A 16986-nucleotide genomic window follows, 5' to 3' on the forward strand; every position below is an offset into this window, starting at 1 on the left:
TGCACCCGCGCCGCGGTCGGTGGAGGGTCGCTCGGGTCAGGCGGGCATCTTGCCGAGCACGTCGATCACGTACGCGGTGGTGCCGTCCTGCTGGTGGACGATCGCGAGGACCTGGTCGCCCACACGGTGGCCGACGACGGCGTTCCGGACGCCGTCGATGACCTGGCCCTTCGCCAGCGGGATCGCCTGTGCGCCCGAGCCGTCGGTCCAGTTCGAGCCGACGACCGACGAGTCGCCGTTGCTGCCCGCCCACGACACGGCCGTGTACTTGACGACCGCGGAGTCCTTCGCGGTGAGCTTCGCGCCCGACCCCTTGCGGAGCAGGTGCAGGGCGTCGTCCTGGGGTGCGCTCCAGGACGGGATGGTGATGCCCGGGGCGCCGGAGGGAGCCAGGACGACGGCGGGCATGCCGTCGCCGGCGAGCTGCGGGGTGCCCGTCGCGCGAGCGTCGAACGCCTGCTTGACGTCCATGACCGCGACGACGGCGTCCTCGGCCTTGCTGGACGACCCCGGAACCGCGGTGGCCGCACCGCTCAGCTCGCTCTTCGGCAGCGCGACCGCGAGCCGGTCCCCGACGTGCGCGCACTCGAGCGCGCTGCCGAGCGCGCCGTAGTTCGCCGCTCCGGCCGTGATCGGTGCGGTCTGACCCGAGTAGCCGCTGGTCTGGGCGACCTTGCCGGTCGCGCCGTCCACCAGGGTGTACTCGACGAGGGTGGGCGTGCCCTCCTCGATCTGTCGACCGTCGCCGGAGCGCAGGACCGAGACCTGGGTGCCCTTCGTCGTCAGTCCGGACGGCACCGACACCTCCGGCTCCTCGCCGAACGCACCCGTCGCCGTCACCGCCGCCGACGCGGCACCGGGCGCGGGGCACGCCGACGGTGCGGAACCGGCTCCGCTCGCGGCGCAGCCCGTGAGGGAGGCGGCGAGGCCGATGGTGACCAGGAGTGCGGGGATGGTGCGCACGGACCCTCTTTCCGTTCGGTGCTGGACGGGCATGCGTAGCCTAGCGGTCGCCGTCGGGCTGGTCGGCGGCGGCCTCGGCAGCGGCGACCTTCCGGGCCTGCGCGGCTGCCTGCCGGGCGACCTTCCGGAGCTTCTTGTCGCTGGCGGAACGCTCGCCGACGGCGCCGGGGGTCCAGGCCTCGACGTCCTCGTCCGAGAACTCCACCTTGCCTGCGCGACGCTTCAGGTTCGGCAGCACGACACCGTCGGCCAGGCGTCGGGCCGTGACCAGGAAACCGGTGTGCCCGACCATGCGGTGGTCCGGCCGGACGGCGAGCCCCTCGACGTGCCAGGTCCGGACGAGGGTCTCGCTCGACTGCGGGTCGGTGAAACGGCCGGTGTCGCGGAGCGCCTCCGCCGTGCGGGAGAGCTGCGTGACCGTGGCCACGTAGCAGACGATGAGGCCACCGGGCACGAGGGCGTCGGCGGCGGCGTCCACGCACTCCCACGGCGCGAGCATGTCGAGGACCACGCGGTCGACGCTCTGCGGCTCGGCGGCGCCGGGGAGCTCCTCGACGAGGTCGCCGACGGTCACCGACCAGTTGTCGGGGACCGCACCGAGGAAGGTGCCGACGTTGCCGCGGGCGATCGCGGCGAACTCCTCGCGGCGCTCGAACGACTGCAGCTGGCCGGTCGGGCCGATCGCCCGGAGCAGGAAGAGCGAGAGCGCCCCGGAGCCGACGCCGGCCTCGACCACGCGAGCACCGGGGAAGACGTCGGCGAACGCGACGATCTGGGCCGCGTCCTTCGGGTAGACGATCGCCGCACCGCGCGGCATCGACATCACGTAGTCGTTGAGGAGCGGACGGAGCGCCAGGTACTCGTCGCCGGTGCTCGCCCGGATGACGGAGCCGTCGGGCTGCCCGATGACGTCGTCGTGCCGGAGCACGCCGCGGTGCGTGTGGTACTCGCCGGCGGTCTCGAGCGACAGCGTCGTGAGCTTGCCCTTCGGGCCGGTGAGCTGCACGCGGTCACCGGCGCGGAAGGGACCGCGCGGCGGGGTGTGCGGGGCGCCGCCCGCGGTGTGCGGCAGCGCGACCCCGTCGGGCTGCCCGGGCTGCTGGGTCTGGTCGGGCTGCTGGGTCTGCTCGGTCATCGGCTCGCCGTCTCGGTACGGGCCGCGAGGGCCGGGGTGGTCAGTTCGACGAGTCGGTCGACGTCCACGTCGGCGAGCGTCGTCAGGTGCACGTCGCCGCCGGCGATCTCCGACAGCGGCACGATGTGCTCGACCGCGACGGTGACCGCGCCGGACGCGACGGCGGAGGCGACACCGGTGGCCGAGTCCTCGATCGCGATGCACGCGGTCGGGTCGACCCCGAGCTGCGCGGCGGCCGCCAGGTACGCGTCCGGGTACGGCTTGGGGCGGTCGACGTCGTCGCCGGCGACCACCACGCGGAAGCCGCGGGCGCCCAGGGCGTCGGCGGTGACGAGCGCCATCTTGCGGCGGGACATCGTCACCAGGGCCGTCGGGACGCCGCGGTCGTGGAGCTCCTCGACGAGCTCACGCGCTCCGGGGCGCCACGGCAACTCACCGGCCTGCAGCCGCTCCATCACGTAGTCGGTCATCCACTGGACGATCTCCTCGACATCCATGTCGACGCCCTTGTCGCGCAGGATCTCGCCCGAGCGCTCCAGGCCGCTCCCGACCAGGGACAGGCCGTCCTCGTGGGTCCACTCGGCGTCGTACCGCGCGGTCAGCTCGACCTGGGACTGCTGCCAGATCGGCTCGGTGTCGATGATCGTGCCGTCCATGTCCCACAGCACGGCTGCGGGGAGGACGCGTTCGGGGTGCTCGGCGGTCACGGGCGACGAGTCTACCGGGGCGCGCGTTCCGCTCCGGGCGGACGGAGGGGTGCCGACGCCACGCCGAGGCCTATCCTGGGTGATCGACCGTGTCCGGCCGCGCGCGCTGCGTCGCGCGTGCCCCGCTCCACCACCAGGAGGCCCCTCCGTGCCACAGCACTCCCCCTTCAGCGACGGACGGCTGCTCGTCGTCGCGTTCGAGGGCTGGAACGATGCCGGTGAGGCGGCCAGCGGCCTCGCCCGCCGCATCGTCGACGCACTGGAGCTCGACGAGCTGCGCGAGATCGACGGCGAGCGGTACGTCGACTACCAGTTCAACCGCCCGAACGTCGGTATCGCCGAGGACGGCTCCCGCGGCATCCAGTGGCCCCGGATCGTGCTCCACGGTCCCGGTGCGGCGGGCCGCCCGGTGATCGGCGCTGCCGGTTCGGAGTCCGACCGCGAGGTCTTCGTCCTGGTCGGGCCGGAGCCGTCGCGGACCTGGCGCGGCTTCTGCGCCGAGGTCATCGACCTGGCGGACGTGTACTCGATCGACGCCGTGGTCTTCGTCGGGGCGATGCTCGCCGACGTCCCGCACACCCGGCCGATCTCGGTGTTCGTGTCGAGCGAGAACGCCGGCGTGCGTGCCGCCTTCGACGTCGACCGGTCGACGTACGAGGGCCCGACGGGCATCCTCGGCGTGCTGTCCGACGCGATGGACACCGCGGGCCTCACGACGCTCTCGCTCTGGGCCTCGGTCCCGCACTACGTGCACAACTCGCCGTCGCCGAAGGCCACCCTCTCGCTGCTCGACAAGATCGAGGAGCTCGCGGACGTCACGGTCCCGCGGGGCAGCCTGCTCGACGAGGCCACGGAGTGGGAGGAGGGCATCGACGCCCTCGCCGCGGACGACGAGGACATGGCGAGCTACATCGGCCAGCTCGAGCAGGCGCGCGACACCGTCGACTCCCCCGAGGCCTCGGGCGACGCGATCGCCCAGGAGTTCGAGCAGTACCTCCGGCGCCGGGAGCGCAAGGACGGCAAGGACGGCGGCACCGCCGGCGGCGAGGGCCCGTGGCGGCCCCCGCAGCCCCCGCAGCAGTAGCCGCGGGACACGTCCGGACGGGAGGCGCGGTGCCAGCTGGCACCGCGCCTCCCGTCCGTCGTGGTGCCGGTCGCGTCGGTCGGCGTCGCCGAGGTCCCAGGACGATGTGCTCTCGGCGTCGGCCGGGGCTGTACGTGGAACCGCGGCGTCGTGCCCACGGGGAGTCCCGGGACCTCGCCGGAGCGGGGCGGGCCCCGGACTCAGGCCAGGCGGATGCCGAGCAACGCGTCGACCAGGTCGACGAGCTCCGGCGTCGCGCGCGTCCCCGCCGCGATCGCGGTGTCGACCGCGGCGACGGCGCCGGGCGTGTCGAGGTCGTCCGCGACGCGGGCGCGGATCCGGGCGATCGCGTCGTCCGCGTCGTCCTCGTGCCCCGGAGCGTCCCCCGATGCCCACGCGTCCCAGGTCACCAGCCGGGTGGTCGCGCTCGACAGCTCACCGTCGAACCACTCCCAGTCGTCCGAGTACTTGTGCGACAGCAGCGCGAGCCGGATCGCCCGGGGGTCGGCGCCGTCGTCGAGCAGACCCCGCACGGTGACGAGGTTGCCGAGCGACTTCGAGATCTTCGACCCCTGGTAGGCGATCATCCCGGTGTGCACGAACGCGTTCGCGAGCGGCTGGTGCGCGAGCGCCGCGGCGTGCCCGGCACTCATCTCGTGGTGCGGGAAGACGAGGTCACTGCCTCCGCCCTGCACGCTGATCGGCAGGCCCAGACGGTCGCCCGCGATGACGCTGCACTCGATGTGCCATCCCGGACGCCCGGGACCGACGGCGGTGTCCCAGCTCGGTTCGCCCTCCCTCGCGGCGCGCCACAGCAGCGGGTCGAGCGGGTCGCGCTTGCCGGGGCGCTCGGGGTCGCCGCCGCGCTCCGCCGACAGGACGGTCATCGTCTCGCGGTCGAGGCGGCTCTCGTCGCCGAGCACCCATGCCTCCGTCGGGCGGTTGACGTCGAAGTAGACGTCGTCGCCCTCGGCACCGTCGGTCGGCACGTCGTAGGCGTACCCGGTCTCCTGCAGGTACGCGACGGCCTCGGCGATCCGCTCGACCTCGTCGGTCACCGCGACGAAGTCGTCCGGCGGCAGGACCCGGAGCGCCTCCATGTCGCGACGGAACAGGTCGATCTGCGACGCGGCGAGCTCCCGCCAGTCGACGCCGTCGCGAGCAGCACGCTCGAGCAGCGGGTCGTCGACGTCGGTGGTGTTCTGCGCGTACTCGACCTCGAGCCCCGCGTCCCGCCAGGCACGGCCGAGCGTGTCGAACGCCAGGTAGGTCGCCGCGTGACCGAGGTGGGTGGCGTCGTACGGCGTGATGCCGCAGACGTAGAGCGTCGCACCCTCCGCGCCGCGCGTCGGGTCCACCGGCTGCCCGGCAGCGGTGTCGTGCACCACGGGACGGGGCGCGTCGCCCGGGACGGACGGGACGGACGGGACCTGCCAGGCCCTCACGGCTGGATCACTCCGAGCGACAGCAACACGATGAGCACGATACCGAGCGCGATCCGGTAGACCACGAAGGGCATGAAGCTCCGCTTGGCGATGTAGTTCATGAACGCGGCGATCACCACGAAGCCGACGACGAACGCCACCACGGTCGCGACGAGCGTGTCGACCAGTCCGAAGGGGGCCCCGTGGTCCCCGAGGCTCGTCGCCGCCTCGTAGAAGCCGGACAGGAACACCGCCGGCACGGCGAGGAGGAACGCGAAGCGCGCCGCCGCCGGTCGGGTGTAGCCGAGGGCGAGCCCCATCGACACCGTGGCGCCGGAGCGCGAGACGCCGGGCACGAGTGCGAGCATCTGGGCGACGCCGATGAGCAGACCGCTCCGGAACGTCATCTGCTCGATCGGCCGGACCTTCCGCCCGACGACGTCGAGCACGCCGAGCACGATGCCGAACACGATGAGGACGATCGCGACGATCCACAGCGAGCGGAAGGTCGTCTCGATCGAGTCCTTGAGCAGGAGCCCGGCGACGCCGATCGGGATCGTGCCGAGGATCACCAGCCACCCGAGCCGCACGTCCGGGTCGCCCTTCGGGACGTCGCGCCGGAACACCGAACGGAACCACCGTCCGATGATCCGGATGATGTCCTTCCAGAAGTAGATGAGGACGGCGGTCTCGGTGCCGAGCTGCGTCACCGCGGTGAACGCGGCACCCGGGTCCTTCGCGTCGGGCAGGAACAGCCCGACGATGCGCAGGTGCGCACTGGAGGACACGGGCAGGAACTCGGTGAGTCCCTGCACGAAGCCGAGGAAGATCGCCTCGAGGATGTGCATCGAACGGGGCCTTTCGTGCCGGTCGTCACGGGTCGCCTCCGACGGGCGACCCGGCAATGTATCAGTACGTGGCGAGCAGGTCGCCGAGGACGCGCCGCCCGAAGGCCAGGGCATCGAGGGGCACGCGCTCGTCGACCCCGTGGAACATCGCCGGGAAGTCGACGTCCTCCGGCAGCCGCAGCGGGACGAACCCGTACCCAGCGATCCCCAGCCGCGACATGGCCTTGTTGTCGGTGCCGCCGGAGAGCAGGTACGGCAGGACCGGAGCCCCCGGGTCGTGGCGCTCGAGCGTGTCGCGCACGGCGTCGACGAGCGGCCCGCCGAAGTCCTGCTCGAGGCCGACGTCGCGGTGGGTCATGACGACCTCCACGTCGTCGCCGGCGAGCTCCCGGACCCGCTCGAGCACGGCGTCCTCGTCGCCCGGCAGGCAGCGGAGGTCGACGAGCGCCTCGGCTGTGTCCGGGATCACGTTGTGCTTGTACCCGGCGCGGAGGACCGTCGGGTTGGTCGTCGTGTGCAGCGCCGCGTGGATGAAGCGCGACGCGGACCCCGTCGCCAGGGCGACCTCGTCCGGCCCGGTCGTCACGGGATCGACGCCCAGCAGCCGCGCGAGCTCACGGACCATCGCCTCGGTCGTGCCGGAGAGCCGGACCGGCCACTCCTCGGCGCCGATCCTGGCCACCGCCGCGGCCACCTTGGTCACCGCGTTGTCGCGCATGACGTGCGAGCCGTGCGCAGCCGTGCCGCGGGCGACGAGCTTGATCCACATCAGGGCCTTCTCGCCGGTCTGCAGCAGGTAGGCACGCTGCCCGCCGAGCGTCACCGAGTAGCCGCCGACCTCGCTGACCGCCTCGGTCGCGCCGGCGAAGACCTCCGGGTGCGTGTCGACGACGTGGTGGGCGCCGAGCACCCCGCCGGCCTCCTCGTCGGCGAAGAACGCGATCACGAGGTCCCGCTCCGGAGCGCCCTGCCGCTCGACGACGTCGGCGAGGGACGTCAGCATCATCGCGTCCATGTTCTTCATGTCCACGGCGCCGCGGCCCCAGAGCATCCCGTCACGGACGACGCCGCCGAACGGGTCGACGGTCCAGTTCTCCGGGTCGGCGGGGACGACGTCGAGGTGGCCGTGCACGACCAGCGCCGGCTTGTCGGCGTTCCGCCCCGCCACACGGGCGACCACGCTCACACGGTCCGGCTCCGACTCGAAGAGCTGCGGCTGGAGGCCCAGGTCGCGCAGCGCCGCCTCGACGTAGTGCGCCGCCTCGGTCTCGCCGGCCGACCTGCCCTCACCCCAGTTCGTGGTGTCGAAGCGGATGAGATCCCGCGCGATGGCGGCGGTGGCCTCGAGGTCCGGCTCGGTCGGCTGGGCGTCGCTCATGCCGCCAACGCTACCGGCAGCCCGCGCGTCGACCGGTCGGGGCCCCCTGCCCCCTCGCCGTTCCCGCACCCGTTCCAGGGGACTCGCCCGGGATGCACGGCCGTGTTCATCGTGCGTTCAGAGCCGTGCTAGTGTCTTCTCTCGGCAGGAACGCCGGGGAAACAGCCCGGAACGACAGCCGAACAAGTGAAGAACACCCTGTCCGGGTGGCGGAATTGGTAGACGCGCTAGCTTGAGGTGCTAGTGCCCGTATTAGGGCGTGGGGGTTCAAGTCCCCCCTCGGACACAGGAAACAGGAGATGCCCCTGGCCTTTCGGCCAGGGGCATCTCCTGTTGGTCGGCCGCCGGCGAGCATCGCCATCGCTGCACCCAGGCCCCGCGGGCGTGCGGCGTGCGCGACGAAGACGCTGTCGACCGACAGCGGTCTCGTCGCGCAAGGAGCGCGGACGGGCCGCGCGACCGCGCCGCGCCTCCACACCCGACTGCGAACCGACCCGGCCGGGCACCGGACGGGAGGCGCGGGGCGGGGACGCGCCGCGCCTCCCGTCCGGAGCGGGGCAGGTTCGGGCCGGCGGCCACCCCCGATCCGGTCGGCCGCCGTCGTGCGGTCCGTCCGCGGGGCGTCAGCGGCGACGCAGTCGCCGCACCACGAGCACCACGCCGCCGAGCGCGGCCAGCCACCCCCAGTTGGCCACGAGCGGGTCCAGCAGCCCGTGGCGCCAGTCCCGTCGTGAGGACCCGGTCCGTGACCGCACCGGGTGCGCCCGCCACTCGGCGCGGACACCGGTTTCGTGCACGACCCGGTCCGGGCGGCCGCGGAACGCATCGGTCACCCGGTGCGTCGCGACGTCGAGCCGGTCTCCGACGACGAGGAGCATCCAGTGCGCGAGCCGGCCCTCGCTGAACCGGCGGTAGGCGTACCGCTTGACGACACGGGGCAGCCCGGACAGCGGCTGCGCCGTCCCGAACACCGGCGTGACGTGGGCGTGCTCGATCGACCGCTCGCGGCCCTCGGCTCCGGGCTGCTGCTCGGGCACGTCCCAGTGGGCGCCCGAGGCGAGTCCGACCTCGCGGGAGAGCTTCGGGACCGACGGACGGTCGGCGACGTCGAGGTCGCTCCCCCACCCGGGGATGCGCTCGCGGAGCTCTGCCGACGACGGCACCCGTCGGGGCGGGTCGGCGATGTAGGGCGTGTTGTCGGTCACGGGTGTCTCCTTCACGGCACGATCACCGTCTTGATGCAGTCGTCGAGCTTCGCCGAGAACAGGTGGTACGCCTCGTCGATGTGCTCCAGCGGGATCCGGTGGGTGATGATCTCGCTCGGCTTCAGGTGGCCGGCCTGGATGTGCTCGAGCAGCCGCGGCCACTGGCGCTTCACGGGCGCCTGGTTCATGTGGACGGTGACGCCCTTGTTCATGGCGTCGCCGAACTTCACCGCGTTCGGGATCGGGCCGTAGGCGCCCATCGCCGACACCGTGCCGCCCTTGCGGACGCCGTCGATCGCCCAGTTGAGCGCCGTCGGCGACCCGCCCTGCAGCTTGAGCTTGGCGCTCGTCAGCTGCTGGGTGAAGTTGCCGTCGGCCTCGGCCCCGACCGCGTCGATCACGCTGTCCGCACCGAGGAAGTCGGTCTGCTTCTTCATCTCGAGCACGACGTCGTCAACCTCGGCGAAGTTGATCGTCTCGGCCTGCGCGAACGTCCGCGCCTTCTCGAGCCGGTACTCCAGCTGGTCGACGACGATCACCCGACCGGCGCCCATGAACCACGCCGACTTCGCGGCGTACAGCCCCACGGGACCCGCGCCGAGCACCACCACCGTGTCGCCCTCACGGATCGACGCGAGCTGCGCGCCGAAGTACCCCGTGCCGAGCGCGTCCGTCATCATCAGGGCGTCGTCGGGGTCCAGCCACTCCGGGATCACCTGGGGTCCGACGTCGGCGAACGGCACGCGGACGCGCTCGGCCTGGCCGCCGTCGTACCCGCCCGTGGTGTGCGAGTAGCCGAAGATGCCGCCGACCGCCGTGGCGTTCGGGTTCACGTTGTGGCAGTTCGTGAAGAGTCCCCTGGCGCAGAACCAGCAGCTGCCGCAGGAGATGTGGAAGGGCACCATCACCCGGTCCCCGACCGCCAGGCTCCGGACGGACGGTCCGACCTGCTCGACGACGCCGATGAACTCGTGGCCGAACGTGTGCCCGACGCGGGTGTCCGGCATCATGCCGTGGTACAGGTGCAGGTCCGAACCGCAGATCGCCGCCCGTTCCACCCGGACGATCGCGTCGTTCGGGTGTTCGATCCGCGGGTCCGGCTTCTCCTCGACGCGGACCCGGTACGGCCCGCGGTACGTCATGGCGCGCATGGGCGCTCCTCTCGCTCGTGCGCGCCACGGTGGTCCTCTGCCGGTGGGTGCCGACACACAAAGGACGGGAGGCGCGGTGCCAGCCGGCACCGCGCCTCCCGTCCGTCACGTGGTGACGTCGACGTGCGTCAGCTCTTCGAGGCCTCGACGAAGTTGCGTCGCGGGTCGGTCTCCTTGATGAGGGAGGTCGCGTCGCGACCGGACACCGCACCGGTGATCCAACCGATGACGATCCGGACCTTCCGGTTCAGCGTCGGCATCGCGTACACGTGGTACGAGCGGTGCGCGAGCCAGGCGAGGAGGTTCGTCATCTTGACGCCCTTGATGTTGCCCGCGCCCTTGCCGACGCCGTACGAGGCGACGGTGCCGATCGACGGGTGGCGGTACTCCTCGAGCGGCTTCCCCGTGATCGTTGCGACCACGTTGTCCGCCGCGACGACGGCCTGACGGACCGCGTTCTGGGCGTTCGGCGGGTAGTAGGCCGGCTGCTTCTCCGCGGTCAGGTCGGGGACCTGCGCGACGTCGCCGAGACCCCAGACGCCCGGGACGACCTCGTGGGTGTCCTCGGCCTCGACCTGCAGCTTCGCGTTCGCCGCGAGGTGGCCCTTCGGGCCGCGCGGCAGGTCGGACGCGTCGAGCAGCGGGTTCGGCTTCACGCCGGCGGTCCAGACGATGAGCCCGGCGGCGAACTCGTCACCGTCGGACAGCTTGACGACGCCGCCCTCGCAGCTCGGCATCGTCGTCTTCAGGCGGACGTCGATCCCGCGGGCACGGAGCGACTCGAGGGTCCACTTCGACAGCTCCGGACCGACCTCCGGCGCGACGCGGTCGAGCGCGTCGATGAGCACCCAACGGGGCTGCTCACCCGCGAGCGACGGGTACGTCTTGATGGCGGCCTGCGACACGTCGAAGAGCTCACCGATCGCCTCGACGCCGGTGTAGCCACCGCCGATGAAGATGCTCGTGAGCAGACGGCGACGCTCGTCCTCGTCGCGGGTCGCGGCGGCCTTCGCGATGTTGTCGAGGAGCTTCGCGCGGACGTAGGCCGCCTCCTCCACGGTCTTGAAGCCGACGCCGTGCTCCTCGAGCCCGGGGGTCGGGAAGGTGCGGGTGACCGAGCCGAGCGCGACGACGAGCTGGTCGTAGCCGAGCGTGCGGTCGTCGCCGCCCGCCGTGGCGATCGACACCGTCTTGTCCTTCGACGAGATCCCGGTGACCTTGCCCTGGATGACGCGGGTCTTCTTCAGCGCACGACGCAGTTCGAAGGTCACGTCCTTCGGCGCGATGTGGCCGCCGGCGACCTCCGGCAGGAACGGCAGGTACGTGTAGTACGTGTTCTGGTCCACCAGCGTGATCCGCATCGGCACGGTCGCGGCGTGCTTCTGGAGCTGCTTGACCGTGGTGTAGCCGGCGGAACCGCCGCCGAGGACGAGGACGTGAGGGATGGAGTCTGCCATGCACCCGGTCTACCGGAAGAACCCCTGTGACGTCACCAAGCCGCGCCGCCCGGTCCGCGCACCGCAGCCGGATCGGTCGCTCGGCCCGTCACCGTCCGCGCGGACGGTCCTGCAGGCGCCACCAGGCGGTCTCGGCCAGCTCGGGGCCGGTGTAGACGCCGTGCTGGGTGCGGCGGGACTCGGTGAGCGAGAACCGACGCAGGCGGTAGCCGCCGCCGAAGCGGTCGATGATCGCCTCGGGCGAGGACTCGGGTGTGCGCTTCACGAGCCACGTGCGGTCGTCGACGGGCTCGATCACGCGGGGACCCCGGACCGTTCCGTCATCGCGCCCGGGCCCGCTGTCACCGGCGGCCGCCGATGCGGGAGCGCAGCACGTCGATGCGCTTCTGGATCTGCTCGATGCTCGCCTGCGCGACGGCCGGTCCGCCGCTGATGCGCCGGAGTTCGGCGTGGATCGCGCCGTGCGGCTCGTTCGAGTGGCGCGACCAGATCGACACGAGCCGTGCGAGCTCGGTCCGCTGCTCCTTGAGCGTCTGGTACATCGGGCGCGCCTCGTCCTGCTTCGGCTTGGGCAGGCCGTCCTTCGCGGCGCGGCCCCGCGACCGCTTCGCCTGCGAGGCCTGGCGGGCCCGCAGCAGGTCGCGCACCTGGTCGGGTTCGAGCAGTCCCGGTATCCCGATGAAGTCGAGCTCCTCGAGCGAACCGACCTCGCCACCGGTGCCGAACTCACCGCCGTCGTAGAGCACCCGGTCGAAGGAGGCCTGCGAGTCGAGCGCCTCGAACGGCTGCACCTCGAGCAGGCTCTCGGACGCCCGGTCCTCCTTGTTCGCCTCGGCGACCATGGCGTCCTCGGGGTTGTACATCCCGTCGTCGGCGTCCTTCGGCCGGTCGAGGGCGTGGTCCCGCTCGAGCTCGAGCGACGCGGCGAGGGCCATGAGCCCGGGCACGCTCGGGAGGAAGACGCTCGCGGTCTCACCGCGGCGGCGCGCCCGCACGAAGCGGCCGATCACCTGGGCGAAGAACAGCGGCGTGCTCGCACTCGTGGCGTACACGCCGACGCAGAGCCGGGGCACGTCGACACCTTCGGACACCATGCGGACGGCGACCATCCAGCGCGAGGTGTCCTCCGAGTACGCCTGGATGCGGCTCGAGGCAGCTGCCTCGTCGGAGAGCACCACGGTCGGACGCTCACCGGTGATCTGTTGCAGGATCCGGGCGTAGGCGCGGGCCGTCGTGGTGTCGGTGGCGATCACCAGGCCGCCGGCGTCCGGCACGCCGCGCCGGACCTCGGTCAGACGCTTGTCGGCCGCCGAGAGCACGGCGGGCATCCACTCGCCCTCGGGCGAGAGCGCGGTCCGCCAGGCCTGGGCCGTGATGTCCTTCGTCACCTGCTCACCGAGGGACGCCGACATCTCGTCGCCCATCCGGGTCTTCCAGCGCATCTGGCCCGCGTAGGCCATGAAGAGCACCGGCCGGACCACGCCGTCCTTGAGCGCGCGCCCGTAGCCGTAGTTGTAGTCGGAGATCGAGGTGCGGATCCCCTGCGCGTCCGGGGCGTACTGCACGAACGGGATCGGCGCGGTGTCCGAGCGGAACGGCGTACCGGACAGTGAGAGCCTGCGGGTGGCCCCGGTGAACGCCTCGCGGATGCCGTCACCCCACGTGAGCGCGTCGCCGCCGTGGTGCACCTCGTCGAGGATGACGAGCGTCTTGCCGCCCGCGGTGATCTTCTGGTGCACCTCGGGGTTCATGCCGACCTGCGCGTAGGTGATCGCCACGCCCTGGTAGTGGCGCCCGAACATCCCGTCGCCGTTCCTGAACATCGGGTCGATCCGGATGCCCACTCGGTCGGCGGAGTCCGCCCACTGCCGTTTGAGGTGTTCCGTCGGGGCCACGACCACGATGCGGTCGACGGTCCCGCGGGCGAGGAGCTCGGTCGCGAGGCGGAGCGCGAAGGTCGTCTTGCCGGCGCCGGGGGTGGCGGCTGCGAGGAAGTCGCGCGGCTCGGTCTCGAAGTACTTCGTCAGCGCCTCGACCTGCCACGCGCGGAGCTTCGACGCGGTCCCCCAGGCCGCCCGCTCCGGGAACGCCGGCGACAGGTGCTCGGCGGCCGCGTTACCGGCGTTCTCCGCCTGGACCACGGCCTCGTCACGGGGTCGGGCAGCAGCCGGCCCGGCCGGTTCGCCGCCGGCCGCGGACTGCTCCCGCGTCGCCTGGTCGACGCCGTCCGGGGTGTCGCCCCACAGCGTCGCGGGCTGCTGCTGGTCGTCGTACTCCGCTGCGCTCACTTCACGCGATCCTACCGTCAGGACGGGTCCTGCCGGGCGTGCGGCGGACGCTGCTCGGGCGTGCCGCGCACCAGCGAGGCGGGTCGCAGCACGCCGGCGCCGAAGCGTGCGGCGACCGCGTCGACGGTGGTCTCCGTCTCCCGCCACGGCGCGTCGTCGTCCCACAGGGCGTTGCTCGCTGCGGCGGGCACGAGGTTCTCACCACGGACGCCGATCAGCCGGATCCGGTTGCCCGGCCGGTGCAGCACGTCGTAGAGCTCGACCGCCTCGTGGTGCAGTCGCTTGGCGACGTCGGTCGGTTCGGCGAGCGTGCGGGACCGGGTCAGCGTGCTGAAGTCGGTGTACCGGACCTTGAGCGCGACGGTGCGGGCCTGCACGTCGGCCCGGCGCAGGCGGACGGCGACCTTGTCGGCGAGGCGCAGGAGCTCGCGGGCGACGTCGTCGCGCTCGGTCAGGTCGCGGCCGAAGGTGACCTCGTGCCCGATCGACTTCTCGCTGACACCGGTGTCGACCACGCGGGGGTCGCGACCCCAGGACAGGTCGTGCAGGCGCTGACCGCCAGCGGACCCGAGCGCGGCGACGAGCGACGGCAGCGGCGTGTGCGCGAGGTCGCCGACGGTTCGGATCCCCCGCCGTTCGAGCTTCTCCTGGGTCGTGCCGCCGACGCCCCAGAGTGCCGAGACCGGCTGAGGGTGCAGGAAGGCCACGGTGTGCTCGGCCGGCACGACGAGGAGCCCGTCGGGCTTGGACCGGCTCGACGCGAGCTTGGCGACGAACTTCGTCGACGCCGCTCCGACGGAGCAGTGCAGTCCGGTCTCGCGGAGCACCGCGGCGCGGATCGCGGTGCCGATCTGCCACGGGGTGCCGTACAGGCGGAGGGCGCCGGCGACGTCGAGGAACGCCTCGTCGATGCCGAGCTTCTCGACCTTCGGGGTGAACTGCCCGAAGACGCGCATCACCGCCGCCGACTTCGCCGCGTACTTCTCGAAGTGCGGCTCGACGATGACCGCGTTCGGGCAGCGCCGCTTGGCCACGGCCATCGGCATCGCGGAGTTCACGCCGTACCGGCGCGCCTCGTACGTCGCGGCGGTGACGACGGATCGGTCGGAGTCGTGCCCGACGATGACGGGGAGCCCGCGCAGGTCAGGACGGTCCAGCAGCTCGACCGAGGCGAAGAAGGCGTCCATGTCGACGTGCAGCACGGTCGCCGTCACGTCGTCGACCGGGCGGTCGGAGACGAGCCGGTTGCGTCCGTCCTGCTTGCTCACCCGGCGATGATGCCACGTGCCACCGACACGGACATCGCCAGCGCCGGGCACCGGCTCAGGCGAGCGGCCCGAGCTCCTTCGCGGCGATCGTGCGGGCCGCGGAGTCGCGCGTCGACGGGTGGTACTGCCCGGCCCGGACGTCCCGGGCCAGTCGGGCGAGCTCCGACGACGCCCGGAAGGCCGACCCGCCGGCGAGCCGCAGCGCCTCGTCCACCACGTGCTGCGCCGCGTCCACCGTCCGCGCCTTCGTGCCCACGAGCAGCGGGAACCACCGGGCGCCGAGGTCGTCCAGCTCGTCGACGGACCGTGCCAGCGAGGACACCTGCAGGGTCACCGCGTCCACCGAGCCGCGGAGGTCGGCGACCGCCCGCCGCACGTCGGGGTCCTGCGACCGCGGGAGCCCGTCCCGCCCGAGTCGCCCGGACACCGCCGCGACGGCCAGCTCGAGCGCCCGCTCGGCGATCCCGACGTACACCGATGCCACGAGCAGTTCGAACGCCGCGAAGACGCCGAAGACGAGCGGGTCCTGCGTGGGCCCGACGGGGAGCACCCGCACGATCCGCGACGCCGGCACGTGCACACCGTGGAGCAGCGTCGTGCGGCTCTGGGTGGCGCGCATCCCGAGCGTGTCCCAGTCGTCGAGGTGCTCGACGTCGCCGTCCGACCGCAGCACGAAGCCGTGCACGAGCCGCGGTTCGGGCCCGCTGGTGTCCTTGCCGAACACGCTGAGGACGTCCCACGCCGGGGCGAGGGAGGTGGACACCTTCGTGCCGGAGAAGCGGTAGCCACCGTCGCCGTCCGGCTCCGCCGTCGTCGACGAGTCGAACAGCACGGCGTCGTTGCCGGGTTCGCTCACCCCGAACGCGAGCAGGTGGTCGTCCGCCGCCTGGTCGGTGACGGTCCGGAGGAACGACCCGCCCCGCACGGTGACCGCTCGCGCTGCCTGCACCCACACCTGGTGCATCCCGAGCCCGAGCGCCGTCGCCGGCGCGGCCCGCGCGAGCCGCCGCTGCAGGGCGCTGGTGGCCGCGAGCCCGAGCCCGGCGCCGCCCTGCTCGACGGGCACCCCGATCCGGAGCCAGCCCGCCGCACGGAGCTCGTCGAGGTCCTCGGTGCAGAACGCGTTCTCGGCGTCGTACCGCGGCGCGCGAGCGGCGATCCGCTCCAGCAGGTCCTCCGGCAGCGTCCACCCGGGGTCGTCGACCAACGTCATGCGACGAGACTACGGTCGGAGGGGTGTCAGCTCGTCATGCGTGGTCCAGGTACGTCGCGATCGGTGACTCGTTCACCGAGGGGATCGGCGATCCCGACCCCACGGTCCCCGGCGGCCACCGCGGCTGGGCCGACCGGGTGGCCGAGGTCCTCGCCGGGCAGACGGACGACTTCGCGTACGCCAACCTCGCGGTCCGCGGGCGCCTGCTCGGACAGATCGTCGATGAGCAGGTCGAGCCGGCCCTCGCCCTCCACCCCGACCTCGTGACGGTCTCCGCCGGCGGCAACGACATCATCCGGCCGGGGTCGGACCCCGACGAGCTCGCCGAGCGGTTCGACGGCATGGTCGAGCGACTGCGGAGCGACGGCGCGACCGTCGTGCTCTTCACCGGGCCGGACGTCGGCATGACGCCCGTGCTCGGCATGGTCCGGGGCAAGACGGCGGTCTACAACGAGAACCTGCACGCGATCGCGCTCAAGCACGACGCCCTCGTCGCCGACATGTGGGCGCTGCGTGTCCTGCGGGACCCCCGGATGTGGGCGCCCGACCGACTGCACCACTCCCCGACCGGTCACGCGACCGTCGCCGCCGCCGTCCTCGACGCCCTCGGGGTCGAGCACGGACTCGACCCGGTGACGCCGGAGCCGCTCGAGGCCCGGCCGTGGCGCGAGGCCCGGGTCGAGGACCTCGGCTGGGCGCGCGAGTACCTCGTCCCCTGGGTCGTGCGGCGCATCCGGCACACGTCGTCCGGCGACGGCATCAGCGCCAAGCGTCCCGACCTGCAGCCCGTCGTCGAGGCGTCCGACACGCCCTGACGCGGACCGCGCCCCGGACGACCGCTGCACCCCCGTGTGCGGAGGCGTGG

15 protein-coding genes and 1 tRNA gene are annotated in these 16986 nt (G+C 72.5%); 3 read left to right on the plus strand and 13 right to left on the minus strand.

Translation table 11 applies throughout. The features are described from left to right. Positions 1-36: 36 nt before the first annotated feature. From DEJ22_RS07865 to DEJ22_RS07875, 3 genes are read right to left on the minus strand one after another with little or no spacing between them, the layout of a single operon-like run. Positions 37-963: an FKBP-type peptidyl-prolyl cis-trans isomerase gene (locus DEJ22_RS07865; protein WP_111226070.1), complete on the minus strand. Its 927-nt coding sequence runs from the start codon at positions 961-963 to the stop codon at positions 37-39. A 40-nt stretch (positions 964-1003) separates the two neighbouring features. After that, positions 1004-2098 carry a tRNA (adenine-N1)-methyltransferase gene (locus DEJ22_RS07870; protein WP_258379525.1) on the minus strand — a complete coding sequence of 365 codons (1095 nt, stop codon included), beginning with the start codon at positions 2096-2098 and terminating at the stop codon, positions 1004-1006. Continuing rightward, complete coding sequence (locus tag DEJ22_RS07875; protein ID WP_258379526.1) at positions 2095-2805, minus strand: HAD family hydrolase; 711 nt, start codon at positions 2803-2805, stop codon at positions 2095-2097. Before DEJ22_RS07875 ends, DEJ22_RS07870 begins: the two co-directional genes overlap by 4 nt. Before the next feature lie 148 nt (positions 2806-2953). Here DEJ22_RS07875 and DEJ22_RS07880 point away from each other — a divergent pair, with 148 nt between their 5' ends. Then, positions 2954-3889, plus strand: coding sequence for a proteasome assembly chaperone family protein (locus tag DEJ22_RS07880; RefSeq protein WP_111226071.1), 936 nt, complete (start codon positions 2954-2956; stop codon positions 3887-3889). Positions 3890-4089: 200 nt separating this feature from the next. On the opposite strand, the gene mshC is transcribed toward DEJ22_RS07880, so the two are convergent. From mshC to DEJ22_RS07895, 3 genes are all read right to left on the minus strand, one after another. Then, positions 4090-5334 (minus strand): cysteine--1-D-myo-inosityl 2-amino-2-deoxy-alpha-D-glucopyranoside ligase, encoded by a 1245-nt coding sequence (gene mshC, locus DEJ22_RS07885; protein WP_111226072.1) that lies wholly within the window; start codon positions 5332-5334, stop codon positions 4090-4092. Continuing rightward, positions 5331-6161 carry an undecaprenyl-diphosphate phosphatase gene (locus DEJ22_RS07890; protein ID WP_111226073.1) on the minus strand — a complete coding sequence of 277 codons (831 nt, stop codon included), beginning with the start codon at positions 6159-6161 and terminating at the stop codon, positions 5331-5333. Before DEJ22_RS07890 ends, mshC begins: the two co-directional genes overlap by 4 nt. Positions 6162-6222: 61 nt before the next feature. Next, positions 6223-7539 (minus strand): M20/M25/M40 family metallo-hydrolase, encoded by a 1317-nt coding sequence (locus DEJ22_RS07895; protein ID WP_111226074.1) that lies wholly within the window; start codon positions 7537-7539, stop codon positions 6223-6225. A 200-nt stretch (positions 7540-7739) separates the two neighbouring features. Here DEJ22_RS07895 and DEJ22_RS07900 point away from each other — a divergent pair. Beyond that, positions 7740-7825, plus strand: a tRNA-Leu gene (locus DEJ22_RS07900). Positions 7826-8162: 337 nt separating this feature from the next. Here DEJ22_RS07900 and DEJ22_RS07905 read toward each other — a convergent pair. From DEJ22_RS07905 to DEJ22_RS07935, 7 genes are all read right to left on the minus strand, one after another. Then, positions 8163-8744: a CxxCxxCC domain-containing protein gene (locus DEJ22_RS07905; RefSeq protein WP_258379527.1), complete on the minus strand. Its 582-nt coding sequence runs from the start codon at positions 8742-8744 to the stop codon at positions 8163-8165. 11 nt (positions 8745-8755) lie between these two features. Then, the gene (locus tag DEJ22_RS07910) at positions 8756-9895 is read right to left on the minus strand and encodes a zinc-dependent alcohol dehydrogenase (RefSeq protein ID WP_111226075.1); all 1140 of its coding nucleotides are present in this window, start codon (positions 9893-9895) and stop codon (positions 8756-8758) included. A 128-nt stretch (positions 9896-10023) separates the two neighbouring features. After that, the gene (locus DEJ22_RS07915) at positions 10024-11352 is read right to left on the minus strand and encodes an NAD(P)/FAD-dependent oxidoreductase (RefSeq protein WP_111226076.1); all 1329 of its coding nucleotides are present in this window, start codon (positions 11350-11352) and stop codon (positions 10024-10026) included. 88 nt (positions 11353-11440) lie between these two features. Next, entirely contained in the window at positions 11441-11650 is a 210-nt protein-coding gene (locus DEJ22_RS07920) for a hypothetical protein (protein WP_058727828.1), read from the minus strand. A 43-nt stretch (positions 11651-11693) separates the two neighbouring features. After that, entirely contained in the window at positions 11694-13493 is a 1800-nt protein-coding gene (locus DEJ22_RS07925; RefSeq protein ID WP_111226415.1) for a DEAD/DEAH box helicase, read from the minus strand. A 164-nt stretch (positions 13494-13657) separates the two neighbouring features. Continuing rightward, positions 13658-14908 (minus strand): DNA polymerase IV, encoded by a 1251-nt coding sequence (gene dinB / locus DEJ22_RS07930; RefSeq protein WP_111226077.1) that lies wholly within the window; start codon positions 14906-14908, stop codon positions 13658-13660. 55 nt (positions 14909-14963) lie between these two features. Beyond that, positions 14964-16121, minus strand: coding sequence for an acyl-CoA dehydrogenase family protein (locus DEJ22_RS07935; protein WP_111226078.1), 1158 nt, complete (start codon positions 16119-16121; stop codon positions 14964-14966). Positions 16122-16144: 23 nt separating this feature from the next. On the opposite strand from DEJ22_RS07935, the gene DEJ22_RS07940 reads away from it, so the two are divergent. Then, positions 16145-16936 (plus strand): SGNH/GDSL hydrolase family protein, encoded by a 792-nt coding sequence (locus tag DEJ22_RS07940; RefSeq protein WP_111226079.1) that lies wholly within the window; start codon positions 16145-16147, stop codon positions 16934-16936. The last annotated feature ends 50 nt before the right edge of the window (positions 16937-16986 follow it).

This window comes from Curtobacterium sp. MCSS17_007, from assembly GCF_003234175.2.
GTDB lineage: Bacteria > Actinomycetota > Actinomycetes > Actinomycetales > Microbacteriaceae > Curtobacterium.